The 23,749-nt window shown below is 67.6% G+C and carries 22 protein-coding genes, 1 tRNA gene and 1 pseudogene; 10 read left to right on the top strand and 14 right to left on the bottom strand.

Annotated elements, in window-relative coordinates; translation table 11 throughout:
- Positions 1-144: 144 nt before the first annotated feature.
- The 3 genes from A5696_RS09540 to A5696_RS09530 form a co-directional block, all read right to left on the bottom strand.
- A complete protein-coding gene (locus tag A5696_RS09540; protein ID WP_067876941.1) occupies positions 145-540 on the bottom strand; it encodes a type II toxin-antitoxin system VapC family toxin in 396 nt (131 codons plus the stop codon).
- Positions 537-806 carry a type II toxin-antitoxin system Phd/YefM family antitoxin gene (locus A5696_RS09535; protein ID WP_067876938.1) on the bottom strand — a complete coding sequence of 90 codons (270 nt, stop codon included), beginning with the start codon at positions 804-806 and terminating at the stop codon, positions 537-539. The genes A5696_RS09540 and A5696_RS09535 overlap by 4 nt, the downstream gene beginning before the upstream one ends.
- A gap of 77 nt (positions 807-883) precedes the next feature.
- Complete coding sequence (locus A5696_RS09530) at positions 884-2,131, bottom strand: glycosyltransferase (protein WP_067876935.1); 1,248 nt, start codon at positions 2,129-2,131, stop codon at positions 884-886.
- 298 nt (positions 2,132-2,429) lie between these two features.
- Here A5696_RS09530 and A5696_RS09525 point away from each other — a divergent pair, with 298 nt between their 5' ends.
- On the top strand, positions 2,430-3,158 hold the full coding sequence (locus tag A5696_RS09525) for a GAP family protein (RefSeq protein WP_067876934.1): 729 nt from the start codon (positions 2,430-2,432) through the stop codon (positions 3,156-3,158).
- Between the two features lie 43 nt (positions 3,159-3,201).
- Here the strand turns inward: A5696_RS09525 and A5696_RS09520 are convergent, their stop codons facing one another.
- The 6 genes from A5696_RS09520 to A5696_RS09495 all read right to left on the bottom strand — a co-directional run bounded on the left by A5696_RS09520 (position 3,202) and on the right by A5696_RS09495 (position 10,148).
- A complete protein-coding gene (locus A5696_RS09520; protein ID WP_156738316.1) occupies positions 3,202-3,459 on the bottom strand; it encodes a hypothetical protein in 258 nt (85 codons plus the stop codon).
- Positions 3,460-3,878: 419 nt separating this feature from the next.
- A complete protein-coding gene (locus tag A5696_RS09515; RefSeq protein WP_067876930.1) occupies positions 3,879-6,119 on the bottom strand; it encodes an MMPL family transporter in 2,241 nt (746 codons plus the stop codon).
- Positions 6,116-7,228 (bottom strand): type III polyketide synthase, encoded by a 1,113-nt coding sequence (locus tag A5696_RS09510; RefSeq protein ID WP_067876928.1) that lies wholly within the window; start codon positions 7,226-7,228, stop codon positions 6,116-6,118. Before A5696_RS09510 ends, A5696_RS09515 begins: the two co-directional genes overlap by 4 nt.
- A gap of 21 nt (positions 7,229-7,249) precedes the next feature.
- Positions 7,250-9,019 carry an AMP-binding protein gene (locus tag A5696_RS09505; protein WP_067876924.1) on the bottom strand — a complete coding sequence of 590 codons (1,770 nt, stop codon included), beginning with the start codon at positions 9,017-9,019 and terminating at the stop codon, positions 7,250-7,252.
- Entirely contained in the window at positions 9,016-9,255 is a 240-nt protein-coding gene (locus A5696_RS09500; RefSeq protein WP_231964275.1) for an acyl carrier protein, read from the bottom strand. Before A5696_RS09500 ends, A5696_RS09505 begins: the two co-directional genes overlap by 4 nt.
- 224 nt (positions 9,256-9,479) lie before the next feature.
- Positions 9,480-10,148 carry a TetR/AcrR family transcriptional regulator gene (locus A5696_RS09495; RefSeq protein WP_197516935.1) on the bottom strand — a complete coding sequence of 223 codons (669 nt, stop codon included), beginning with the start codon at positions 10,146-10,148 and terminating at the stop codon, positions 9,480-9,482.
- A 160-nt stretch (positions 10,149-10,308) separates the two neighbouring features.
- Here A5696_RS09495 and A5696_RS09490 point away from each other — a divergent pair, with 160 nt between their 5' ends.
- Positions 10,309-11,454, top strand: a complete 1,146-nt coding sequence (locus tag A5696_RS09490; RefSeq protein WP_067876915.1) for an LLM class flavin-dependent oxidoreductase — start codon at positions 10,309-10,311, stop codon at positions 11,452-11,454.
- Between the two features lie 268 nt (positions 11,455-11,722).
- On the opposite strand, the gene A5696_RS09485 is transcribed toward A5696_RS09490, so the two are convergent.
- Positions 11,723-12,136, bottom strand: a complete 414-nt coding sequence (locus tag A5696_RS09485) for a hypothetical protein (RefSeq protein ID WP_067876912.1) — start codon at positions 12,134-12,136, stop codon at positions 11,723-11,725.
- Between the two features lie 488 nt (positions 12,137-12,624).
- Here A5696_RS09485 and A5696_RS09480 point away from each other — a divergent pair, with 488 nt between their 5' ends.
- The 3 genes from A5696_RS09480 (at position 12,625) to A5696_RS09470 (ending at position 15,391) form a co-directional block, all read left to right on the top strand.
- Positions 12,625-13,272: an alpha/beta fold hydrolase gene (locus A5696_RS09480; protein WP_067876910.1), complete on the top strand. Its 648-nt coding sequence runs from the start codon at positions 12,625-12,627 to the stop codon at positions 13,270-13,272.
- Positions 13,273-13,306: 34 nt separating this feature from the next.
- A complete protein-coding gene (locus A5696_RS27960) occupies positions 13,307-14,572 on the top strand; it encodes a YncE family protein (protein WP_197516934.1) in 1,266 nt (421 codons plus the stop codon).
- Between the two features lie 138 nt (positions 14,573-14,710).
- Positions 14,711-15,391, top strand: coding sequence for a cutinase family protein (locus tag A5696_RS09470; RefSeq protein ID WP_067876902.1), 681 nt, complete (start codon positions 14,711-14,713; stop codon positions 15,389-15,391).
- Between the two features lie 7 nt (positions 15,392-15,398).
- On the opposite strand, the gene A5696_RS09465 is transcribed toward A5696_RS09470, so the two are convergent.
- Positions 15,399-17,009: an esterase-like activity of phytase family protein gene (locus tag A5696_RS09465; protein ID WP_231964274.1), complete on the bottom strand. Its 1,611-nt coding sequence runs from the start codon at positions 17,007-17,009 to the stop codon at positions 15,399-15,401.
- 14 nt (positions 17,010-17,023) lie between these two features.
- Positions 17,024-17,803 (bottom strand): hypothetical protein, encoded by a 780-nt coding sequence (locus A5696_RS09460; RefSeq protein ID WP_067876899.1) that lies wholly within the window; start codon positions 17,801-17,803, stop codon positions 17,024-17,026.
- Between the two features lie 203 nt (positions 17,804-18,006).
- On the opposite strand from A5696_RS09460, the gene A5696_RS09455 reads away from it, so the two are divergent.
- Together A5696_RS09455 and A5696_RS09450 are read left to right on the top strand one after the other, a co-directional pair.
- A complete protein-coding gene (locus tag A5696_RS09455; RefSeq protein ID WP_156738315.1) occupies positions 18,007-18,477 on the top strand; it encodes a hypothetical protein in 471 nt (156 codons plus the stop codon).
- A gap of 446 nt (positions 18,478-18,923) precedes the next feature.
- The gene (locus A5696_RS09450) at positions 18,924-20,018 is read left to right on the top strand and encodes a cytochrome P450 (protein ID WP_197516933.1); all 1,095 of its coding nucleotides are present in this window, start codon (positions 18,924-18,926) and stop codon (positions 20,016-20,018) included.
- Positions 20,019-20,091: 73 nt separating this feature from the next.
- Here A5696_RS09450 and A5696_RS09445 read toward each other — a convergent pair whose 3' ends face one another.
- On the bottom strand, positions 20,092-20,904 hold the full coding sequence (locus A5696_RS09445) for a class I SAM-dependent methyltransferase (RefSeq protein ID WP_067876890.1): 813 nt from the start codon (positions 20,902-20,904) through the stop codon (positions 20,092-20,094).
- 44 nt (positions 20,905-20,948) lie between these two features.
- Positions 20,949-21,022 (bottom strand) — tRNA-Leu (locus tag A5696_RS09440).
- Between the two features lie 357 nt (positions 21,023-21,379).
- On the opposite strand from A5696_RS09440, the gene A5696_RS09435 reads away from it, so the two are divergent.
- The 3 genes and pseudogenes from A5696_RS09435 to A5696_RS27005 form a co-directional block, all read left to right on the top strand.
- Complete coding sequence (locus A5696_RS09435; RefSeq protein WP_067876887.1) at positions 21,380-22,237, top strand: PE domain-containing protein; 858 nt, start codon at positions 21,380-21,382, stop codon at positions 22,235-22,237.
- Positions 22,238-22,310: 73 nt separating this feature from the next.
- A complete protein-coding gene (locus A5696_RS09430; protein WP_067876885.1) occupies positions 22,311-23,519 on the top strand; it encodes a PPE family protein in 1,209 nt (402 codons plus the stop codon).
- 155 nt (positions 23,520-23,674) lie between these two features.
- Positions 23,675-23,749: pseudogene (locus A5696_RS27005) on the top strand (WXG100 family type VII secretion target); the annotation flags it as partial.

Here is a 23,749-nt window from a genome sequence, read left to right as displayed (position 1 = left end):
CCGCCCCCCCCCCCCCCGCCCGGGGGTGGCGCGGCCCCCCCCCCCCCCCGGCCGGGGGGGGCGGGTGGGGCCGCCCCCCCCCCGCCCGGCTCTCCATTGCCCTCGGCTCGGCGCTCGAACCATTTTGCGCCAGAGCTGATTCCCTCAGCCGCCCGGCGAGACGGTCGGCAACCCTTGCGATTCTGCCGCATCGAGAAGCCGGCGATCGTAGGCGCAGAACGCTGTCAGGCCGCGTCGGTGGGCGTGCGCGGTGGCCAGGTGTATCGCATCGAGAGTGCGCAGCTCGGCGGGCGGGATGGTGGCCGCGGCGGCCGCGATCGCGTCGGTCAACACGAGGGTGTCAATCGAGGCGGCGACATTTCGCGCCCTGGCCATCGCGTCGGGCCCGATCCGCCCGACCGCGCGAATCAGTTCGATGTGACCGATAGCGCTCGTGGCCAGGTCATCTTCCAAACGGGAGTTGAGCCATTCGACCAGTGCTGCCGACTCCTCCTCGGCGGCAATAACCTTCACGATGGCCGACGTATCCAGGTAGATCATCGGTCGGCGCGCTGCTCCTCCAGTATCGAACTGAGCGAACGACCTTCGACGAGGTCGGCCATCCTGAGTGGAACGCGTGGCGCGGTCGCGGGGATCAACTGTCCTTCGGCGATCAGCTTGTCGCGCACTTGCTCGGCGGGAGTGAGCGGCACCAAGCGGGCCACTGGCCGGCCGCGTTCGGTGATTTGGATGATTACGCCAGCCTTCGCCTTCGCCACCCACACGCTGGCATTCTGGCGTAGTTCACGAATCCCGATTACCTCCATCGAGATAGTGTAGCACTTAATGTGCTACATATCCCCGGGCGATGCCCAGGCCGACGTCGGCGCGATGTTCGCGTTGGTCAGGAGTTGACGCTCAGCGCACCGCTGAGCACGCGCTGCTCGATCAGGTCGGCACCGCGGGCCACGCCGCCGGTTGCCCGGAAACCGCCCGCCACCAGGCGGGCGCCGGCCGACATGGTCATCGCCTGCTGCACCTTGGCCGAAAGCCGTTTCGCGGTAAGCTTTTTCGCCGGCAGCCGGGTACCGCACCGCGCCACCTCGACCCGGCGTGCGACCTCGAACTGGTCGCGCCCGAACGGCACCACACACACCGGGACGCCGCGAGCAAGGGCCTTCTGGGTGCCTCCCATGCCGCCGTGCGTGATCGCGCACACCGCGCGGTCCAGCACCGGGCCGTGCGGCACGAACTGAACCACCGTCGCGTTGCGGGTCGGGGGGATGTCGCCGGGCAGGCCCGCGGGCAGCGTCGCCACCACGTGCACCGGCAAGTCGGCCAGGGCGGTGATCGCCGTCCTGACAAGTCTCTCGTCTGCCTGTTGTTGCGACGAGGTCGTCACCAGGACGATCGGCCGGTCGATCGCCTCGAGCCACTCGGGCACCTCGTGCATGGCCGGTTCGAACATGCACGGGCCGATCATCTGCACGGCGTCGCCCCACTCGGTCTGCGGGTACTCGAACGGCTTGCCGCTGGCCACCAGCATCAGCGGTGCCCGCCGGAAGAACCCGTCCGCCGACGTGACCGGCGGTGCGCCGGCGCTCGCACGAATCTTGTTGCCCGCCGGCAGAACCGCCCGCTCCATCATGCCCATCACAATCGGCCGCAGCGCGGCGTCGCGGGCCCGGCCCAGCGGGCCGGCCAACGGAGCCAGACCCAACCCGAAGGGCGGGACCCCGCGCGACTGCAGCGGCGGCGTGTACGGCGAAAAGCATGCCCACGGGGTGTCGCCCGCGTCGGCGACCGATAGGGCGCCCCAGCAGTTGACGTCGACGATGAGGGCGTCGGGACGCGTGCGAGCCACCGCGTCAGCGAAGTCGGCGACTTCGTAAGCGGCCCGGCGGCAGAACACGTCGACGGCCCTCTTGAGGGCACCTCGCGGGCTGGACGCCTTCCAGTCGTCGTTGACCGTCGCCTCGATTCGGGGGTCGATGATGTCGGTGATGAAACCCAGCTCCCGCGCCATCTCCACTCCCGTGGACAGGGTGCGCAGGTGCACCTCGTGGCCGCGGGCCGAAAGTTCGAGCAGCAGCGCGCTGAACGGGAACAGATGGCCGAGCGCCGGCGACGTGTAGGCCAAGATTCTTGCCATTTGTGTTTTCCCATCTTCTGGGCGCGTGATGAGCATCGGGTGTCTCACATTGTTTCCGACCAAACGTCGCGTGTCAGTAGGGCAGGCCACCATATGCACTGGGTGCCAACAACTATTCGCTGATGCGGCCTCCGGCTCTGCTGAATGGTGCTGACAGGGTTAGCAAATGGCGGCCAGCTGTACCGACGGCGATCGCTTCGTCAGCGACACTGTAGCCATGTGGGCAGCAATCCTACTGATGCTTCGTTACGGTGTGTTCCCGTTTCGCACGGCTCGTTTCGACCTGGCGTAGGCGCCGATGTGTAGCGCGGTCATTCTCTTGTCGCTGGTCGCGGCTATCGACCCGGTGCGGATCGGCATCACGGCGCTGTTGATCTCCCGACCGAAGCCCATGCTGAATCTGTTCGTCTTCTGGCTCGGAGGCATGGTGATGGGCATCGGGGCGGCGCTCGCCGTGGTGCTCTTCCTGCGCGGCGTCACGGTCTCCGCCATGCAAACTGTGATTTCGACCACGAATTCCCCGACAGCGGCCTACGTCCAGGTCGGAATCGGCTTGCTCGCAGTATCTTTCGCCGCCCTGCGCCTGGCGCGTTCGGGAGCACAACAGCGCCCACCCGTGCCGGCGACCGCCGGCGAGTCCTCGGTGCTGCTGTTGGCACCGGACGCACCTCCGCCCGCCCCTCGGCTGTCGATCCGGGGCCGGCTGGAATCCGGATCGTCGTTGGTGGCGTTCGTCGCGGGGGTTGCCCTGGCAACCCCGCCGGTTGAGTACATGGCGGCGATCCTGGCCATCGTCGCGTCAGAGCCCGCGGCGGCTCAGCAGCTGGGCGCGGCGGTCTTCTTCACCGTGGTGGCGTTTGCGGTCGTCGAGGTTCCGCTCGTCACCTATCTCACCGCGCCGACGCAGACGCTTGCCGTCGTGCAGCGGCTGAACGGCTGGATGAGCGCGCGTCGCCATGCCATCCCCGCCGTGGTCGTCGCCGTCCTGGGTCTCTCACTGTTGGCTTCCGGCATGGGCCGGCTCTAGCGGGCCCGCTGCGCCCCGGCGAACCGATCGGGAAGCAGCGCGGTCAGATTCGCGACCAGCGCAGCACCGAGACAGCAAGTTTGCAGCGCTCGCACTTCCCGATGACGTCGCGATGCTTGCGGCACGAGAGCATGACCGCGCCGCAGCAGTCGTTCCGGGTCGCCCAGCGGGCGGGTCTCTTGCAGCGCCAGAGCATGATCGGCCGGGCCAGCTTCAGCGCGACGAACAAGTCGCACGGAAGGTCGAACCTCAACTGGTCGAGAATCGCTGCCTCGGGCCCATTTTGGCGGCCGGTTCTCATCGCGCCACCTCGGGCCGGGCGGCGGTCGCATGGTGGGCGGCGCTCTGGTCAAAACCCGTCGTCGAATGCCCTGGGGCATGCGAATGACGGTCACAACGGATCTCGGCCGGCGTGCTTTGCCGGTCGAATTTCCCCGTCAGGTCGGGCATTTCGCACCGCTTCGCCTTACGCGCTTCACTACCCACACCCTCAAGGGTGGATGTCACTCCCCGGTAAGTCATCGGCGCTGGCGCCTATCCATGACTGTCGGACAACCCCAGTGCCGCATACTCGCCAGCTGCAATCGTCTGCCGCTCACCTGTGTGCCGGGGGTTGCGCCGCTTTCGTGCGTCGAGCCTGAACACAGCGCGTGTGTTCGCGCCGACAGGCAGATCTGCGCTCAGGCTGGATGCCGCTTCAGGCGCGACGTGAACAGCCCCTTACTGGGCTTCCAATGCGTACGCCGGTTGACCGCCCACCGCTGGACGCTCGGGATGCGGGACGGCAACGCGGGTCTCGTGCCGATGGCGCAACCGCGTAACCCATTGTGGCGCCCACCAGTTCAGCTGCCCCATCACGCGCATGAACGCCGGGACGAGCAGCATGCGGACCAGGGTCGCGTCGGACAGCACCGCCATCGTCAGCCCGACACCGAACATCCGCATGAACGACACCTGCGCTGCGATCAACGCGGCGAACGAGATGGACATGATCAACGCGGCGGCGGTGATCACACGCCCGGTTTTTGCCAGGCCGAGCGCCACGCTGTGGTCGTTGCCGGCGGCAGTCCGGTCCGATGCCAGCCAGTACTCGTAGATCCTCGACACCAGGAAGACCTCGTAGTCCATCGACAGGCCGAAAGCGATGCAGAACAACACGACCGGCATGGTGAGCACGAGCGTGCCGGTGGCGGTGGTGCCGAGCCCGCCGAGGTGGCCGTCCTGGAAGATCCAGACGAGCGCGCCGAAGGAGGCGGTCAACGACAGGCCGCTGAGCAGCAACGTCTTCAGGGGCAACACCACACTGCCGGTAAGCCGGAACATCACCACAAACGTGATCAGCGCGATGGCCGCCAGGACGAGCGAGAGCCGCGAGGTGATCGCGTTGGCGGTGTCGCGGTTGACTTGGGCGGTCCCGGTGATCAGCACCTGCGCGCCGCCGGGACCCGCGACCGCGTGCAGCCGGTCCAGCTGCGTGTTGGATGCATCCGAGAAAAGCGGGGCGCTGCTGGCCACGGTGAGGAACGCGCTGCCGTCGGCGACCCCCGCGTCGGCGACGGGCGGTCCGACGCGGGCCCCGGCGACGAACGTCCCACCCGGTGCCGACACCGACGGCACGTCGGGCACCATCGACAGCTGAGAGGCGTAGGCCTCCAACGCATTCGGAGTCACGCCGCGGGCATCGGGAACCACCACCGTCAGGCTCGACGCCACATCGGCGCTGAACTGCGTGCGCAGCTGGTCGCCAACCTGGCGCGCCGTGCTAGAGGTCGGCAGCACACGATCGTCCGGAATGCCAACCTTCATCCCCAACAACGGCATCCCCACCGCGACCAGCACGACGGTGAGGCCAAGCCCGATCGGAACCGCCCGGCGCATCACGAAGTGGGCCAGCCGGTAGAAGAACGTCTGCTCGACGGGGCGGGCGGCGACCGCGCGCGAATCCACCCGCTGTCCCAGCACCACAATGGCGGCGGGTGTCACGATGATCGCCGCGCCGACCGCCAGAGCCACCACCGCGATCGCGGCGTAGGCGAACGACTTCAGGAACGGCATCGGGAAGAACATCAGGGCCGACATGGACAACGACACGGTCATCGCGGAGAAGAGCACGCTGCGGCCGGCGCTGGTCATCGTGCGAACGATTGCCGCGTTCCGCTCGGTGCCGCTGGCGATCTCGTCCCGGAATCGGCTCAGGAGCAGCAATGTGTAGTCGATCGCCAACGCCAGGCCCATCGCGAGCAGCAGGTTGAGCGCGAAGATCGAGACATCGGTGACGCAAGTGAGCGCGCGCAGCACGGCCATCGACCCGAAGATCGCAATACCGCCGACGGCCAGAGGGATCGCAGCCGCCAGGAATCCGCCGAACACCCACACCAGCACCAGGAAGCTCACCGGAACCGCGATGGTCTCCATCACTTTCAGGTCGTCCCGGGTCTGGCTGGTGATCTGCGCATCGACCATGGCCTGCCCGCCGGCGCGCACCGTCACGCCGTCGCGGCTGCGCACGACCTGGTCGCTGAGCGCCTCGGCGTGCTGTCCGGCCGCATTGGTCCCGCCGGTGATGCTCGCGACGATCAGACCGACCTTGCCGTCTTTGCTGACCAATCCGGTCGACGCCGCCGGCGGCGCCGTCCAGGGCGAGGCCACCCGCGCCACGTACGGCGAATCGTGCAGCTGGCGCACGATGTCGGTGCCGACCCGCCGGGCGGCGCCGCTCTGGATACCGTCGTCCGAGGCGACGGTGATCAACAGCTGGGTGTCACCCTGGTGGAATCGGGTCGCCAACATGTCCGTCGCCCGGGATGATTCCGCGCTCGGATCCCGAAAGCCGCCGGCGGACAGGCTGTGAATCACCGGGAGGCCGACCACCGCCGTCGCCACCATGGCGAACAGCGACAGCGCAATGATCCGCCGTGGCGCGTGGAGTGCCAGTCGGGCGAGCCGCTCCAAGGCGTTCAAAACCGAAGCACCGCCCCTTCAATGGTCAGCCCGGGGCCGAACGTCAGGAGCACACCGTGCTCACCGCGGCGCGGCTTGTCGACTCGCAGGATGTTCTCCAGCACGAGCAGCACCGTGGCCGAGGCACAGTTGCCGGCGTTGGCCAGGACATCCCAGCTCGCACGCAGCTGCTCCGGCTGCAGGCCGAGTTGCTTACCCAGCTTGCGGACGATCTTCGGGCCACCCGGGTGAATACCCCAATGGGTGATGTCGTCTTTTGAAAGACCGAGCGGCGTCAGGAGTTTGGCGAGGAAGCCCTCGATGTTCTCCTCGAGGACCGCGGGCACGCCGGCGGCCAGCGTCATCCAGAACGACCGGTTGCCGATGTTCAGGCTCATCATGGTGTGCTGGTCGTACAACTGCTCGGTGTGGGTGCGCAGGAACTGCACCCCGGCGCCGTCGGGCGCCGAGCCCATCAGCATCGACACGCTGGCGTCGCCGAACAGCGCCTGCGTGATGAGCGCTTCCACCGGGTCCTCCCCGGGCATCAGGCTCTCCCGGATGTGGGCGGAGCTCAGTTCGGTGTTGTTGCAGATGACCAGCTCGCCGGGTCGGGCCGCGAGGCTGTCCATTGCGACCTTGATGACGTTGAGGGCCGCGTAGCAGCCCATGTGCCCGATGAAGGTGCGACGCAGATCCGAGCGCAGCCCAAGCCCTTTGGCGAGCATGACGTCCGGACCGGGGTTGACGTAGCCGGTCGAGCAGGCCATCACGAAACTGCCGATTCGCTGCGTGTCGAAGTCGCCGATGGCTTGCTTGAGGGAACGGCCGGCGACATCGACGGCGGCCTCGCTGTGGGCCGCCATCCGGTCGCCCGTGAGCAGGCCGGCGGCCTCGACGAGGTTGTCGGGGTGCCACATGATGTGGCGTTTCTGGACCTTGGTCGATTCGACGATTCGCTTCACGAAACGCACCGACGACACCCGCTCGAAGAACTGTGTGGTCTCTTCCCGGGTCACCTCGAACGGCGGGTGGGCCGATGCGATGCCCAGCAGGGTAGGACGTTGGCGCACGGCGCCTTTCGTCACATGCGACGGCGCCAGCACGTCGAAGGGATCTGCAAGATACATTGGCTGAATTCCTTACTCGCTCTACCCGACGAATCGGTTCTTCTTGCGTCGTGCCAGCGCTGCACGAGCGTGGAGGACTTCCCCGTTGGCCGCCTGCACCAACAACCGTGCCGCGGTGACCTTTTTGGGTGCGGACAACCGACCCGTCTGCCATTCCGTGAGCGCCTCGCGGCGGCGAAGCTTGCCACTGCTGGTTCGCGGCAACGTGCCGGGTGCCAGTAGCTCGACGTGCGCCGGCCGGATACCGGTGTGCTGCTGAACCCGCAGCGCGACGTCGTGCGCCAGGCCGGCCGTGGCGTCGGCGGTCGTTTCCACCAGCATCGCCAACGCCTCGTCTTCCTCACCCGGCGGCACGAATCCCACCGCGACCGCGCATCCGGTGCGGACGCCGGGCAAGCCGTCCAGCGCCGCCTCGAACTCCTCGGGGGCGTGGTTGGCGCCGCGCACGATGACGATGTCCTTCTGGCGTCCGCACACATAGAGCTCGCCGTCGTGGATGAACCCGCGGTCACCAGTGTGCAGCCAACCGTCGTGCAGCGCTTGGTCGGTGAGGTCGGGGCGGCCGAAGTAGCCGTGCATGATGCTGGGCCCCGAGACGAAGATGTGGCCAACTTGATCGTCCGGCACCACAAGTCCGCGGTCATCCCGGATCTCCACCGCCATGCCGGCCTGCGGCCGGCCGACGCTGACGATTTCCTTGGCGCCCGGTTCGACGATGCCGTCCGACGCCAATTTGTCTCCGTCCACACCCAGCGCATTGAAGGACGTGTCCGCCGGTTTGAAGGTCACCGCCAACGACGCCTCCGCCATGCCGTAGCACGGCGTGAATGCCGAGGAACGAAAACCCCAGCGCCCGAACCGCTCGGCGAACCGCCGCTGCGCTTCGGCGCTGACCGCCTCCGCGCCGTTGAGGCAGATATTCCACGACGAGAGGTCCACACCGTCGAGCTCATCGTCGCCAATGCGTTTGAGGCACAGGCCGAAAGCGAAGCTCGGCGCCGCCGTGATTGTCCCGCGGTGCCGGGAGATGGCGCGCAGCCAGGCGCCCGGAACCGCGACGAACAGCTCGGGCGGAAGCAGGACGAGCCGTCCCGGAACGTTGAAGGCGCTGAGCAGGTTTCCGATCAATCCCATGTCGTGATAGAGCGGCAGCCACGTGACCCCGACGGGGTAGGGGGCCCCGTCCATGGTGATGTACTGCTCGAGGCTGGCGAGATTTGAGAGCAAGTTCGCGTGGGTGAGAGCCACCGGTTTGGGATCGTTCGTGGTCCCCGAAGAGAATTGAATGACAGCCACGTCGTCGGCGCCGACGTCGGCCGCGTCGGCACTCGGGCCGCCCAAACTCGACGCCGTCACGCAGCCCAGGGCGGGCGCGGAGTCAGCGACTGCGACTCCCAGAAAACGCCGAATGCGCTCGTCGGTCACCACCATGACGGCCTGCACCGCCCTCAGCATGGCGGTGGTCCTGCGGTGAAACTCGTCGAGCTTCCCCAACCGCAGCGGCGGATACAGCGGGACGGGGATCGCGCCGGCGCACAGCACGCCGAAGAAGCATTCGACGAACTCCGGGCAGGTGGGCAGCACCAGGGCGACGCGGTCACCCTTGCGCACCCCGCGGCGCGTCAGGTCGGCCGCGACGGACAGCGCCTGCTCACGGATGCGGGTGAACGTGACCTCCAGGTCTCGTTCCTTCCGGTCGACGAAAATCAGCCCGAGTTCGGACTGCGCTGCGGCGTCGAGCATCTCGACCAGCGTGGCGTGCTTCGGCGTGATCGCCGCCGACCCCTTCACGACTGCTCCTGGATGCGGTCGACCACGAGGGCGGCCAGGTCGCCGACGGTTTGGAGGTCCTCGGCGTCCTCCTCCTGCAGCTCCACGTCGTAGCGCGCCTCGATTTTGAAGACGACCGACATGAACCTGAGCGAATCGAGACCCGCGTCCTGCAGGACCGAGTCCGCCGTGAGGTCGGCGTCGACGACCTCGGTGCGGAGGAGGTCGATGATTTCCTGGGTGACGGTCGCAAGCATTGCGGACTCTTGTGTGGGGAATTGCATGCCCTGAAGTCTTGTGTGCCGGGCCCGCAGAATCGCCCCTGCCAACGCGACTCGTGCATTCTGGCTAGCCGCAACTTTTCACCCCTCGTACCCCCGGGGGTGAAAATCCTTGACGCAGCACGGGAGCGTCATCGGCCGTAGCGCCCCAGCAGGGCGTCCTCAACCACGTAGCCACGCGGGCGTTGCAACCGCCACGCCTACTGACCGCGGCCGCTGCCGAGCAGCCTCCGAACCGATGCCGCGGTGTCGAGGCTGGGATCGAGCGTCGCGGCCGAGCGCAGGCCGGCGGCCATCAGTTCGACCATGTACCCGACCATCGCCTCCACCGAGAATTCCCGCTCGTTGTGCAGCCAATAGATGGTGGCTTCGTCAATCGCCGCGACCGCCGCGCGCCCGGTCATGCGCAGGGCGTGGTTCTCCGGATCGAGTCCCAGCATCGACCAGGTGGCGCCGAGGGCACGCCAGCGACCCGATTCGAACACCTCCCAGGCTTCGGGATCGGCGCCGCGGCCGCCGAGCACCAGGCGAAGAGCGAGTCCGCGCCGACTGCTCAAATAGCGCAGATTCGAGGCCAACGCACGCCGAAGTTGTTGCGCCGGAGGCAGCTCCGGCTCGAAGGAGAAAGCTGCGTCCAACTGGTCGACCGCTTCGCGGATGGCTTGCAGGTAGATGCCGCGCTTGCTCCCGAAGTAGTGAAACAGCAGACCGTGCGCGACGCCCGCTGCTTTGGCGATGTCGGCCGCGGCGACCTGCTCGTAGCTGCGGGCGGAAAAGAGATCGACCGCAGCGGCGACCAGGCGTTGGCGGGTCTCGGCTGCCTTCGCCGCCCGGGAGGTGGCGGCGTGCGTCACGGTCTTGTCGGGCATCGGCATCCTCCCAGCGACGGTCCTGCGGCATCACACTACCGTGTTGATTATAAGTCATTGACTTTTAGTCAACGACTGGATAGTCTTTTCGCAAGGTGGCGGCCGCCCCATGCGACGGTGCCCCTGATTCAGCGATGCAATACGACGAAGGTCCAGGGAAATGTCCAGAATGCGTGTCGGAGTGATGGATACCGCCCTCGTGGCGCGGCCGGCTGTGGATTCGCTCACCCGTGCCAACTACCTGGCAGCGGTCGCCAATCGGGTCGACTCGTTTTGGGTGCCGGACCATCTCAATGCGTTGTTCCCCCGGTCTATCTGGGCGCCGAAGTATTCCGCTGCGTCGCGACTGATCCCACGGGCCGATGCCTCCCTGGAGCCGTGGACCCTCCTCGGCCACTTGGCGGCGCGAAACCGCCTGGGCCGTCTGCGCCTTGGCGTGAGCGTCACCGACACCGGGCGCCGTAACCCCGCCGTCACCGCGCAGGCCGCCGCGACGCTGCACCTGCTCACCCGCGGACGCGCGATTCTGGGCATCGGCACCGGCGAGCGAGAGGGCAACGAGCCCTACGGGGTGGATTGGTCGAAGCCGGTCGCGCGGTTCGAGGAGGCGCTGGCCACCATCCGGGCGTTGTGGAACTCGAACGGCGAACTGGTCAAGCGGGATTCGCCCTTCTTTCCGTTGCGCGACGCGGTCTTCGACCTTCCGCCCTATCGGGGCAAGTGGCCGGAGATCTGGATCGCCGCTCACGGTCCGCGGATGCTGCGGGCCACCGGGCGCTACGGCGATGCGTGGTTTCCCGCGTTCCCCCACCGGCCGGAAGACTACGGACAGCGCCTGGAGGTCGTCAGGGGCGCGGCCTCGGACGCCGGACGCGACCCGATGGCTGTCCTTCCCGCCGTGGAGTTTCTGGTGGTCACGGGCCCCAGCGCCGGGGCGGTCGACGACGCGCTGGATTCACCGGTGTTGAAGGCGTTGTCTCTGACGGCCTCCGATGACGTGTACGCCCGCCACGGTGCCTGCCATCCACTCGGACAAGGCTTTTCGGGTTCGCAGGATCTCGTGCCGCATGCTTTCGATGAGCAGACGGCGCTGTCGTACGCGGCCGCGGTGCCGCGGCCCGTCATGCGTGAAGTGTTCTTGAGTGGGACCCCCGACGAAGTGATCGATCAGGCCGCGCAGTGGCGCGATCGTGGGGCGCGCCATATCGTCGTGGCCGACGTGAGCGCGTTGCAGCGCAGCCTGCTCGGGGGGCTTTCCGCGATGCGGTCATTTGGCAAGGTCTTGCGCGGCCTCAGGAAGCTGTAGGCCGGCGGGCGCCGGGCAATCGGCCGGCGATCAGTCGCGGTCGATCCGGTCGGCCTCGGCCGTGCCGGGATGGGACACCATCACGTATCCGGCGTAACCCCACATCATCGGTATCGCGGCCAGTACGCCATAGAACACTGCCATGGCGTCACCTCCCTGAACTACAAAGGTCTCAACATGTCGTTGATCTCATCAGCCTCGCGCCCCGGCAGGCCGCTGTCGCCGCCGCTGGCACCCATCAGGGGTGCCCACCAGTCGGGATCTTCGCCTACCCGCTAGCAGGCATGGCCGGCGGCGCGGCTAGAAGTTGAGCGCTGTCGGCGCTGCCTTCGGCATCGGGGGGCCGCGCAGCGTCCCCCGGCTCGGAGGCGCCGACGGGGGCAATCGAACCACCGAGCTCGCGATCCGCTCGTCGGATCGCGTCGGCGGCGACAGCAGCGGCCGCGCTGCAGACGAGCCCCAGGTTTGCGAGCAGCGCGACGCTCAGCAGGATGGCCAGCGGCGCGGCGGCCGGGCTGCGGGGATCCAGCTCACCGAGCAGAAGGACCCAAAGGGTCTCGGCGGCCAGCAGTATCTCGACGACGATGAAAACCGCTGCCGGCAGGACCGCGCGCTTGACGGTGCGGGCCGGCTCGCCGGCTTTGAGGGCCCTGGGCCTCGAGCCACGGATCGACACGTCCATCTTGCGAGTCTGAGCCGGCGCCGATCGATCGGCATTGGCGCCAGCGGGCGATCACGATTCCAGCTGGCCCGACGCCGGTCGCCGGACACCCGTGTCAATGCCGGCCAAGCGCGTTGCCCGACAACGCAATCGGTGGCGCATTCCCGCTGTCCGGTAAGGCGCCTCCCCTGTGGGCCCGCATCCCGGACTGCGGCTGGCATTGAAGACTCGGCCGACGCCGACAGCAATTGTCAACGTGATACGCGACACGAAGAAGGTGCGACATGTTGCAAGCGCAATCGACAACGAGCCAACCGGCACGCGCCAACGGTCCGCGGGGGCGGACGTCCACGGCGGCGCGGCGGCGCCGGATTGGAGGAGCCCGCAATACATTTCGGAGCGCGGCACGTGCCGCCCTGGTGCAGGCACACGAGGCGGCACTCCTGCTGTCCGTGCCCGTCGCTGCGCCCGCGCGCGTTATCCGCGGTGAACAGTGCTCCCTTGACGGTGTGTCACCGCGGGCGGATTCATTCGCCGCGGGCACGACCCCGGTGCTGCTCGTCCACGGGTTCGGCGGCGCAAAGTCAAGTTGGTCGTCGGTTGCGCGCGCCCTCGCGGCCCAGGGCCTGACCGTCGACGCGATGAGCTACGCGCCTGTCGGCAACACCGTGGAGCAGCTCGCCGACAAGCTGGTCGGCCACGTGCAGCGGATGTTGTCCCGAACCGGCGCGGACAGGGTGCACCTCGTCGGGCACAGCCTGGGCGGAGTCGTTATCGCGCAGGCCATTTCCGACCCGAGGTTGAGCGGACGCGTCGACACGGTGATCACGCTCGGCTCCCCGTTCGGCGGGTCGCCATGGGCCGGCATGCTGCCGGTTGTCGACATGGTCCGTGCCCTCCGGGCGGGGTCACCGCTGTTGACCCGCCTTGCCTCCATTCCTGTGCCGGACGGCGTGCGCTGGCTGTCGGTCACGGCCGCCCTCGACATCGTCGTACCCGGCCTGCGCTCGCTGCCGCCCCACCCACAAGCCGAACATGTCACGGTCAGCGGGGTCGGCCATCTCGGGATGCTCGTGAGCCGGCGCGTCATCGGACACATCACGGCCGCGCTGTGCGCGGAAGAGCGGGCCAGGCCCGTCTTGCAGAACGCCTCCTGAAGTCGCCTGTCCGTCAATCCAGTTGGGAGAAACGATGAAGCAGCCAGGTATTGACCCCAACGCAGACCCGAGCCGGCGGGCATGGTTGGCGTGCCCGAACTGCGACCACGGCGCCGGCTGCGCCGAATGCCAAAGCAGGCGCAACTGCGGCACGCACTGGCAATACCTGCTCAAGAACACGGCGTCACGGGTGTTCCTGCAATGCCCAACCTGCTTTTGCACGTGGACGGTCGACACGGCGGAGCGTGACCGGCAGGACCCCGCGCAGCCCCGATTCGACGGTGTCGTGGCCGCCGAAATATCGCTCGGGGACTGCCCCCGGGACATCGTCACGAGCCCGAGCGGCGAGTTCGTCTATGTGCTGACCGCCGACTCGGTGCAGGCCGTCGACCACCTACACCACGTCGTCGCCACGATCCCGATCGGCGCGGAACCCAGGCAAATGCTGATGAGTCCGGACGGCAGCCGCATCTATGTCGTCGCCTACGACGGCGCGCTGTCGATCATCGATCCCGTCAGCATGACCTCGGAAACCTTCGCCAAGCCGCGCTGCACCGCGGCGGTCGTCAGCCTGGACGGCGATCACATCTACCTGGCCCATGACGATGCGTTCGCTGACGGCGCCGGCGCATGGGTCTCGGCCATCCGCGCTGACGGCGCCGCCGTGGCCTTCGCGGCGATCGACGGGTTCGTCACCGGGATGGCCCTGAGCCCCGACGGCCGTCTGTTGTATGCCGCGTCCGGTGCGACCGACGAAGCCCGAGGCGGCACCATCACGGTCATCGACACCGCCAGTTACAAAGCCGTCGACTTCATCGCGGTTGACGAGGGCCCGGAGTCCATCACGGTGGACGCCGAAGGTCTCCTGTACGTCACCCACTTCCGCATCAACTCCGTCTCGGTGGTCGACCCCGGCACGCATTGCGCCATCTCGGTCGGCCTCGACGACGCCCCCATGGAGCTCGTGGCCCGACCGGGGACCGAGTTCGTCTATTCCGCCAACACACACTCGGTCACGGTGATCGATACGACCACCGCGGCCACCACCCGCGTCATGGCCGGTGAGCTGCCGCGGCGGCTCAGCATCAGCCCCGACGGCCGACGGGTGTACGCGGCTGATTTCGGAACCGGGACCGTGTGGGCTCTCGACACCTCGGACAACACCGTTGTGGCGACGGCCGCGGTCTGTGCCCACCCGGCGGCGGTAACGCTCAGCCCCGACGGGCGGCTGCTGTACGTGACGGACTCCCGCAGGGGGACACTCATCGTGATCTCGACGGCCCTGCTCGACCGCAAGTAGCGGGCCGGCCTGAACGTCGTTCTCAGCGCCGGGAATTCCCGCCTGCACCCAGTGCGTTTAGGGGCTAGCGGTGACGACATTCGGCCACGGGTGGCCGAGGCTTGGGCACAGCTGACCACCAAACCGGGAAGGCGAGTTATGAGACTGAGTGCAGCCAAGGTCTCCCTTGGCGTGGCCGCGGTGTTGTTCTCCACGATGCTGACCGCGCCCGCGGTATCGACCGCCGACCCGGGCACCGCGCATACCGGTCGGGCAGGGTCCTGCCCCGACATCCAGGTGGTGTTCGCCCGCGGCACGAACGAGCCGCCGGGCCCGGGGCGGGTGGGCCAGGCGTTCGTCGACTCGTTGCGCCCGCTCGTCAACGGCAAGTCCGTCGCGCTTTACGCCGTTGACTATCCCGCCTCCTACGATTTCTTGCGCGCAGTCGACGGCGCAAACGACGCCAGGCAGTTCGTGCAGGGCACGGTCGCATCGTGCCCCCAGGCCAAAGTGGTGCTCGGCGGCTTCTCACAGGGCGCGGCCGTCGTCGACCTGATCACCGTGCCCGGCCAAGCCACGTTCGGGTACGGCGACCCCCTGCCTGCCGACGTCGCGGATCATGTCGCCGCCGTCGCCGTGTTCGGCAACCCGTCCAACCGCGCCGGGGGTCCGCTCACCGCGCTGAGTCCGCTGTTCGGCGCCAAGGCGATCGACCTGTGCAACGGCGCGGACCCGGTGTGTTCGCCCGGCAATGACGTCGCGGCCCACCGCGTCTACGTGGAGTCCGGGATGGCCACGCAGGCGGCACAATTCGTCGCCGCCCGGCTGGCGGCCGGATAGCCGGTCCTCAGCCGACCTTGATCGGCACCGTCACCGATTCGGTCGTGGCGGGGAGTCGGGTGGTATCGACCACCAGGATCTCGCCACTGTCCTGGGTGCCGTTGGGCAACATCTTGGGCGTGAGCTGAAATGGCGGGGTGGCGGCCGGCCCGCCGGCCAGGCCGGCCAAGCCGAAATCGCTGTCGTTGGCGATGATCAACGTGTTGCCGCCGTCGCGGCTGATGAGTCCTTCGATATGGTCGTGTCCGAAGAAGTCACCGTTCGGGGACAGCGAGCGCACCAGATCCCCGAGATCGAGCTTGAGCGATTTGGTGGCGAGGGTGATCCCGGCGGCCCGGAGCTTGGCGGCGGCCGCCGCGTCGGTGCTGACGCCGACGAAGGTTTCGATCGGAACGCCGTCGACCAGCAGGCCGCCGGCACCGGCCTGATAGGCGGCCCCCGGGACCGTCGAGTGGGGTCCGACATCGGTGGCTCCGGAGACGTCGGCCGCGTAGATCTTCTTGTTGCCGTTGGGCTGCGGCTCGTCGTCGCGCTCGTCGATCAGGAACGTGGTGGCGCTCAGCGCGGTGATCTCCGACACCGCGACCTTCGTCTGCTGTGGGTTGGCCAGTGGATACACGTATTCGTGCACGTCGCCGCGATGGGCGAGGTTGATGGTCACGATGCGGGTCACGGGAACGGATCGGGACGAGCCGGACAGGCCCGGTGTGTTGAGGGCCGATTGCATGATGCCCACCAGCGTGCCGCCGTCCGGGGTGATGGTGAGCCCCTCCATCCCCTGATTCGGGCTGCGCAGCGCGAGCTCGCCGGGCAGGCTGCCATCGAACGGCGAAAGACGTTCCAGCTCTTTGCCGTTGGCGTCGAAGTGGACGACGAATGGGCCGTACTCGTCGGAAACCCAGAACGTGCCGTCGGGCATGGCGACCAGGCCCTCGGTGTCCAGGCCGTGGTCGGACTGTGGCAGGCGGTTGCCGTTGAGGTCCACCAGCGACTCGCCGGTGCCGGCCTGCGAGTCGATGAGCCCGACCAGCGGTGCGCCGTCCTTCCCGGTCAGTGTGATGATCTGCTCCAGCGATGCGACGCCGCGGTCGAGTTTGAGTTTGGCGATCTGCGGATGGTAATTCGGCACCGGAAGCACCTTCTCGCCCGGGCGACGGCCATCGACGTTGGGGCCGCGATCGGACAGGCCGTAGATCTCGTCGGTACTGCCGGGCACCGCGGCGATCGCGGAGCCGTGCGCGTTGGCCTGCACGGGGACCTCGCCGACGATCAACAACGGCGCCTCGTTTTCGGCGTAGAGCCTGACCGCGTGGCTGACGGTGACCGGCAACTGATCGGTGCCGGTGAAGCCGGCGTCCGGCGCGTAGGTCATCGCCCCGTACGCGCCGTACGCGATTGTGCCGTGCGCGGGCTTGCCGAAGGCCACCGGCGTGACGCCGCCGGTGGCGGCCAGCAGTTGCTCGGGCGAGATCGTCAGAACCTTGCCCGCGCCGGTGCTCAATTCCGAGAGCGGCGGCGAGGGCATCGGCGGGGGATCCGACGAGCACGCCGCCACGGTGATCAACGCCGTTCCCGCCGCCAGCCACACGGGCAGTGCTGTCGAGCGGGTCGATGCCATGAAGCCGAGTGCTTCTAACGCCGCTTATCGCGCACTTTGTAGGTGGAGGGCCAGGACTTTCGGGACTCGTCGCCCGTCAGCGGAGTCCCCATCCCCCCGACCTTGACGTCGTACGCCTCCTTGCCGGGGCCGACCTCGCGATTGGCGTGTTCCTGGGCCAGGTAGTACAGCTCGTCGATGGTCGCCTCGTCGTAGGCGACGAATGAGGTCTCGCGGGCGACGTCCTCGATGCCGACCAGCATCCGGTCGGTCAGCACCCGCGACGCCAGCGCCGCCAGGCCCCACAGCGAGAACGGAATGATCCAGTAGCAGACGTAGGAGAGCGGCGTCGCGTCGACAATGGCCGCGTTGCGATCCACGATCGGCGGGATCGCCGACGACACGGTCATACCGGCAAACGCGACGATCCAGGTCCAGGTCAGCACCCCGACCATCCGGGCGAACGGCTCCGTCTTGACGACGTCGTCGGGCTGTTCGGCGGCGGCAAAGCGGCGCGCGAACGGCTTGCCGATCAGCGCGCCGAGCAGAGCAACCGCGAAGATCCCGGCGTTGCCCAGCGGCAATATCCACCGCTGAGTGAACGAGTCACCGAGCGCGTAGGTCAGGATCGCCAACACCGAAAGCACCGCGGCGGAACCCATTTCGAACGGCTCCCACCGATTGCCCGCCGTGGCGCCCACGACGATCACCGCGACGGCGATCGCCAACGCGATGAGCGCGGCGGCGGCAAACGGGACGTTGCCGACCAGCACCCAATAGACGATCCACGGCGCAAAGCTCAACAGCATGCCCACGAGGGGTCAGTTTATGAGTCGCCGTTCGCGGCGCCGTCGGCGGCAAGTCCAACCAGCCGCGTCGGCGCTGAGCGCACGCCAGGAAGTCGTCAAATCCGCCGCCCGGCAGCAGCACAGTTCGCCAGATCGCGCCGGACCCCGACATGTGATAGACCATCAGCAATGCGCGACGCATTTGCTAGCTGCGTGGAAGGAACAGGATGATGGCCATCGCACGGCGCTTCGCCGCAACCGCTGTGTGCGCCGGTCTCGCCGTGGGCGCGGCCGGTACAGCGTGGGCTGACACACCGACCATGGACGGCAGTTACACCGAGACCGCGACAACGCCCGCCGGCGCGACCTTCACCACCAGCTGGACGGTCAATTCCTGCGGCGACGGCTGCGTCTACATAAAAGCCGGGGCGGGCGGTAGCCAAGCGCGGTTGGTCGATGGCCAATGGGTGCTCGACACATTCAACAACGTAAATTGCGCGGACGGAAGCTACATTCAGTACGCGACCAGCACCCACACCACGTGGGATCCGGACACTCTCAAGGGGACCGCTCAGCACACCTATATCGTGCCGGCCTGCGGCCATCCGCCCGGATACACGCAAACGGACCAGATCGAGATCAAGCAGACGCCGTCGTCGACATCACCGTCGCCGTCGCCGTCCGCGTCGCCGTCATCCTGACGCCGGCTGGACGAGGGTCCCGGCCCGGGCGCCCAGCCCCGGGTACCAATCGGGGCGGGAACCATGCCCACGTGGCCGCCGACATCGGGTGTGGCGGCCGGTTACCCGGCCGAGTCAGCAAAGGCATGTGGTGACGCACGCCGCACTACCGCCCATCGATGAGATATCCCAGCAACCAGGCGGTAGGTTAGAGCAGCAATGAGACAGATCGATGTCTCCGGCGTGACTGGCGGGCCGGGGGCAAGAACGACCGCCGCGGGACGTCGCCCACGCACTACGCGTCTGCGCACGGTATGCCGCCGGTGCACGGACGATCGCTATTGGCTCAGATCGGCTCCGTCCGGGGGTGCCGTGTGACTTCACCTCCGTTGCACCACAAGGAGAGCCCCGCCTTCGCGGCAGACCGCGGCGCCTTCTGGCGCCAGCTACGCGAGCTGGGCCCGGTCGTGAAGATCACGGTCGGCAATCCAATGCTGCGCGGTTACTACCTCACGCGGTGGGACGACGTTCGCGCCGCTTTGCTAGACCCGGATACGTTTGCATCCCCACCGAAGACCTTCAAACTGAACTTGTTCGGCACGCCGCTTCCTCAGGTACCGCTGTCGTGCGGGACGCGATCCGAACACGCGCGTTTCGCCCGCGTCTTGCATCCACTATTCAGCCCCAAAGGGCTGGCGCCCTTCGAACCGGACTTGCGCGCGCGCGCTGAGACACTGGTCAACGCGGTGGCCGACAAAGGTCAATGTGCCGCAATCAAACTCGCCGACACCTACGCCTGCCAAGCGCTGCTCACGGTGTGCGGGCTGCCGGCAGACGATGCCAAGGCGGAGCGACTGACCCGTGCAGCGGTAATCGGCGACTCCAACGGAGCAGCCGAACTCAAACTCATCACCTGGCTGAGATCCGGGCTGAACGCCGCGATGAAAGATCCTGTGCGGCCACCCGGCATTCTGTGGCCGCTGCTGGAGGGACTCGAAAGCGACGAAGACTTTCCGCTGACCGGCCTCGAAGTGGTCGCGGTGATCCTTTTGCTGTTTTCTGTCGCGGGAATCGAGATGGTATCGGCGGCAATCTGTTTCGCCCTCTTACATCTTGCACGAGATCCACAGCTACAGACCCGGCTGAGAGAGGACCCCGCGCAGATTCCGGCGTTCGCCGAGGAGATATTCCGGCTGGAGGCGCCAGGGCCGGCCATTCCCCGCTTCACCACGCGGGAAGTCAAGGTTGGCGGCGTCACGATCCCGGCGCAGAGTTCGGTGTGGCTGGCCTTGGAAGCCGCGGGCAGACAGTACGGCGGCGATGAGATATCGACGGCCGGCAACGGGGAGATTCGACGGCAGCGCCACTGGGCGTTCGGCGGCGGCATGCACAGATGCCTGGGCATGCACCTGGCCCGCCTTGAAATGGCCGCGTTTGTGACCCAGTGGTTGAGAGCCATCCCGCGGTTCGAACTAGAACCGGGCTCGGCGCCGGCCATCGTGCACAAGCCGACGGGCGTGACCCATCTGGACAGCCTGGTGCTGCGCTGGCAAGCCGGTTGAGCACACCACTGTCAGCGCGCGTTAACTGGAATTGGTGCGCGACAACCACTCCCGAATCCGAGAAGTCAGATGCCTATGCCCGGCAGAGGATTTCGCCATGGGGAATCGACAACCACCCGTCCGGTGCCACGGCCCACGCTCGCCATGCCGCAGAAATCTCCTCAAGCTCACCGGTCGTGGCAAGACCCAAAGCGAGAAGCTCCCGGGCCACGCCCGAGTGCAGGATCCGGTCGGCCCACATCCCGCCCCACCACGCGCGGGTCGCCGGCGTGCCGTAGCACCATACGCTGCCCGTCGGCGTGACGTCGTCGAAACCGGCCGCGAGGGCCCACGACAGCAGCCGGCGTCCGGCGTCCGGCTCGCCGCGGTTGGCGCGGGCCGCCTTGCTGTAAAGCTCGCGCCACAAGTCGAGCGCCGGCAGCCGCGGAAACCAGACGAATCCCGCGTAGTCGACGTCGCGCGCTGCGACGATTCCGCCCGGCCGGCACACCCGCCGCATCTCCCGCAGCGCCCGCACCGGATCGGCCACGTGCTGCAGCACCTGGTGCGCGTGGACCACATCGAACGAGTCGTCGGGAAACTCGAGCCGGTGCACGTCGGCGGCGGCGAAAGTGACGTTGCCCAGATTGCGGCGCACGACCTCGGCGCGGGCCACCTCGAGGACGCCGGGGAACAGGTCGATCGCCAGCACCGTGCCGGGCGCCACCCGCTCGGCCAGGTCGGCGGTGATCGTGCCGGGCCCGCAGCCGATGTCAAGCACCGACAGCCCCGGCGCCAGGTGCGGAAGCAGATACGCCGCCGAGTCGTCCGCGGTACGGCGCTGGTGGCCGCGCAGCAACGACTCGTGATGCCCATGCGGGTAGCCGGCCGGACGTTCGTCGGTCATCGTGGGTCCCTCGATCGGCGCGTCGTGCGCACATCCGTACGCGGTGCCCCCAGTCGGACTCGAACCGACACTGGGCGGATTTTAAGTCCGCTGCCTCTGCCAATTGGGCTATGGGGGCCCGGCGGCGAATCTAGCGCGCGGAGCCGCGCGAGGGGGCGTCGCGTCCGACCAAAATCGGCGAAAATCCGAAGATGCGGCCTGGTCTCGTTTGGCCTAGAATGCGCGCTCCGCGCCCCTTGTGCCGCTTTGCCAGGGCATCTCAGATGACATCGCTATGTCCCGTGGCAGGACCTTGTTAAAACTGCCCGCATCGTCGTTAAGAAGCCGTAAACGCCCGTCACCCTAGCCTTTTCCGTCGGGAATGTGGAGTCGTGACTCGTTAACCTTACGCCGACGCACAGGAGCCATTGCGCGAACACACAGCGCCGATCCACCGCAAGGGGGGTCGGCACGTTCCCGACACTAGGAGCAGTAGATGTCATTTCTGACAACAATTCCTGAAGAGTTGCTAGCTGCGGCGGCGCAGCTGGAAGGGATCGGAAGTTCGTTGACTGCGCAGAACGCGGGAGCCGCGGCGCCGACGACAGCCATCGCTCCGGCGGCCGCCGACCCGGTATCGACCCTGCAAGCGGCGATCTTTGGCACGTACGGCACCCTGTATCAGCAGTACGCCGCCGAAGCCCAGGCTATTCAGCAGCAATTTACGAGCACCCTGGGGTTGAGCTCCGGCACCTACACCGCAACGGAGGCGGCCAACACCGCCGCGAACGGGCCGGTCAGCGGCTTCGACAACTTCCTCAACAACCTGAGCACCTTCCTTGGTGGTCCCACCTACAGCGTGGGCGGCAACCCGTTCAGCCCGTCCGGTAACAGTGCCAACTTCCTCAGCTTCGAGACCGGCAACTGGGCCTCGGCCATGTCCGACTGCCTCGGCATGGCCGGTGGCGGTTTGCTACCGGCCGCCGCATCCGACACCGGCGACGCCGCGGCCGCCGCAGGCGCCGCCGATGCGGTGAACGTGACGGCTCCGGCCGGCTCCGGGCTGGGCGGTGTCGGGGCCATGGGCGCCATGCCGGTCGCGAACGTGGGCCAGGCGACCATGGTCGGCAAGTTGTCGGTGCCGCCGAGTTGGGCCGGGTCGTTCACCCCGGGGGTCAGCCCGGTCTCCGCGGTTCAGACCGTGGGCTGGACTGGCGCCGCCCCCCAGGCGGGCCCCGGGACCATCATTCCCGGCATGCCCGGCATGGGCGGTGCCGCGCGCAGCAGCGCCGGCTTCGGTGCGCCGCGCTATGGCGTCAAGCCCATCGTCATGCCGAAGCCGGCGGCCGTATAGGCAGCGGGCACTTGCGGCTCAGACGCACTGTCACCCAAGCGGAATTCGGAAACAGAAGAAACGGATACACAAAATGACTTTCGATTTTGCGGCTCTACCCCCTGAGGTCAACTCCGCGCTCATGTACACCGGTGCCGGCTCGGGACCGCTGATGGCGGCCGCTTCGGCCTGGAGCAACCTGGCCGCCGAGTTGAGCACCACGGCGACCTCGTGGGACTCGATCATCGCGAACCTGACGACGGAGCAGTGGACCGGCGCTGGCTCGGCCGCGGCGGCAGCCGCGGCGCAGCCCTATGTGGGCTGGCTCAGCACCAGCGCAGCGGCCGCCGATCAGGCGGCCGCCCAGGCATCGGCGTCGGCCGCCGCCTACGAGGCGGCGTTCGCCGCGACGGTGCCGCCGCCGGCGATCGCCGCCAACCGGGCCCAGCTCGCGGCGCTGGTGGCGACGAACTTCCTGGGCATCAACACGCCGGCGATCATGGCCACCGAAGCTCTTTACGCGGAGATGTGGGTCCAGGACGCCATCACGATGTACACCTACCAGGCTGCGGCGACGGCCGCCAGTGTCCTTCAGCCGCTGACGCCGGCGACCCCAACGACGAACCCGGCTGCAGCAGGACTCCAAGCCGCCGCGGTTCCCGCGGCCAGCTCCAACAGCGCCGCCGGCGTCGCGGCACAAGGCTTGGGCGGGATCATCTCCAACTTGCAGGCGCTCCTGGGCGGCGGCACCGTCCAGACGTTCGGTACCGAACTCTTCGCCTCGTTGCCTCAGCCCGTGCAAGATCTCCTGACCACTTTGGACGGCTTCGGCGGCACCCTGTTCAACTTCAACGCCGTTCAGCAGGTTGGTGTTACGGCCGCATGGTGGGTCGGCAACACTATCCCGACCGCGGTGTCGCTGGGGCACACCCTTGCCGCCGCCGCGCCTGCGGCGACGTCGAGCGACGTTGTGCCTCTGGCCGGCGGTGCGACCATTGGGGAAGGGTCCTTGGTGAACAGCGTGGGGGGTGCTGGGATGTCGGCGGGCATGGCCGAAGCCTCCACGGTCGGCGGTCTGTCAGTCCCGGCCAGCTGGTCTTCGGCCGCCCCGGCGACTTTGGCCTCGTCGACCGCTCCGCTCGAGGGCTCCGGCTGGACCGCCGCCACCGACGCCGCCGAGCCCGTCGCGGCGATGCCCGGCATGCCCGGAATGGCGGGGGCCGCCAAGGGCGCCGCCGCCTACGGCGCCGGCCCGCGGTACGGCGTCAAGCCCATCGTCATGCCCAAGCAAGTTGTCGTCTGATTCGCGAATAAGCCGCAAATAGGAAAGGGGGCAGTGTCACCGATCGAGGCGATCGATTCGCCTTGATCCCACCGGGATGCGGTTAGGACCGCATCCAGCATGAACCGACAAGACTTCGACAAGCTGAACGCTTGCAAGGCAAGGAGAAAGAAGACATGGCAACACGTTTTATGACCGACCCGCACGAGATGCGGGCGATGGCGGGCCGTTTCGAGGTCCACGCGCAGACC

This window comes from Mycobacterium sp. E2699 (assembly GCF_001666745.1).
Classification (GTDB): Bacteria; Actinomycetota; Actinomycetes; order Mycobacteriales; family Mycobacteriaceae; genus Mycobacterium.
Note: the sequence above shows the minus strand (reverse complement) of the source record. Positions and strands in the feature narration are given on the sequence as shown.

What these genes read in the sequence shown, in the direction of transcription:
- A5696_RS09430 (WP_067876885.1), top strand. Translation starts at nt 22,311, where the DNA reads ATGACTTTCGATTTTGCGGCTCTACCCCCTGAGGTCAACTCCGCGCTC.
- A5696_RS09525 (WP_067876934.1), top strand. Translation starts at nt 2,430, where the DNA reads ATGTGTAGCGCGGTCATTCTCTTGTCGCTGGTCGCGGCTATCGACCCG.
- A5696_RS09455 (WP_156738315.1), top strand. Translation starts at nt 18,007, where the DNA reads ATGGCCATCGCACGGCGCTTCGCCGCAACCGCTGTGTGCGCCGGTCTC.
- A5696_RS09445 (WP_067876890.1), bottom strand. Translation starts at nt 20,904, where the DNA reads ATGACCGACGAACGTCCGGCCGGCTACCCGCATGGGCATCACGAGTCG.
- A5696_RS09495 (WP_197516935.1), bottom strand. Translation starts at nt 10,148, where the DNA reads ATGCCCGACAAGACCGTGACGCACGCCGCCACCTCCCGGGCGGCGAAG.
- A5696_RS09535 (WP_067876938.1), bottom strand. Translation starts at nt 806, where the DNA reads ATGGAGGTAATCGGGATTCGTGAACTACGCCAGAATGCCAGCGTGTGG.
- A5696_RS09530 (WP_067876935.1), bottom strand. Translation starts at nt 2,131, where the DNA reads ATGGCAAGAATCTTGGCCTACACGTCGCCGGCGCTCGGCCATCTGTTC.
- A5696_RS09485 (WP_067876912.1), bottom strand. Translation starts at nt 12,136, where the DNA reads ATGGACGTGTCGATCCGTGGCTCGAGGCCCAGGGCCCTCAAAGCCGGC.
- A5696_RS09470 (WP_067876902.1), top strand. Translation starts at nt 14,711, where the DNA reads ATGAGACTGAGTGCAGCCAAGGTCTCCCTTGGCGTGGCCGCGGTGTTG.
- A5696_RS09465 (WP_231964274.1), bottom strand. Translation starts at nt 17,009, where the DNA reads ATGGCATCGACCCGCTCGACAGCACTGCCCGTGTGGCTGGCGGCGGGA.
- A5696_RS09540 (WP_067876941.1), bottom strand. Translation starts at nt 540, where the DNA reads ATGATCTACCTGGATACGTCGGCCATCGTGAAGGTTATTGCCGCCGAG.
- A5696_RS09510 (WP_067876928.1), bottom strand. Translation starts at nt 7,228, where the DNA reads ATGTATCTTGCAGATCCCTTCGACGTGCTGGCGCCGTCGCATGTGACG.
- A5696_RS09500 (WP_231964275.1), bottom strand. Translation starts at nt 9,255, where the DNA reads ATGCTTGCGACCGTCACCCAGGAAATCATCGACCTCCTCCGCACCGAG.
- A5696_RS09520 (WP_156738316.1), bottom strand. Translation starts at nt 3,459, where the DNA reads ATGAGAACCGGCCGCCAAAATGGGCCCGAGGCAGCGATTCTCGACCAG.
- A5696_RS27960 (WP_197516934.1), top strand. Translation starts at nt 13,307, where the DNA reads ATGAAGCAGCCAGGTATTGACCCCAACGCAGACCCGAGCCGGCGGGCA.
- A5696_RS09435 (WP_067876887.1), top strand. Translation starts at nt 21,380, where the DNA reads ATGTCATTTCTGACAACAATTCCTGAAGAGTTGCTAGCTGCGGCGGCG.
- A5696_RS09490 (WP_067876915.1), top strand. Translation starts at nt 10,309, where the DNA reads ATGTCCAGAATGCGTGTCGGAGTGATGGATACCGCCCTCGTGGCGCGG.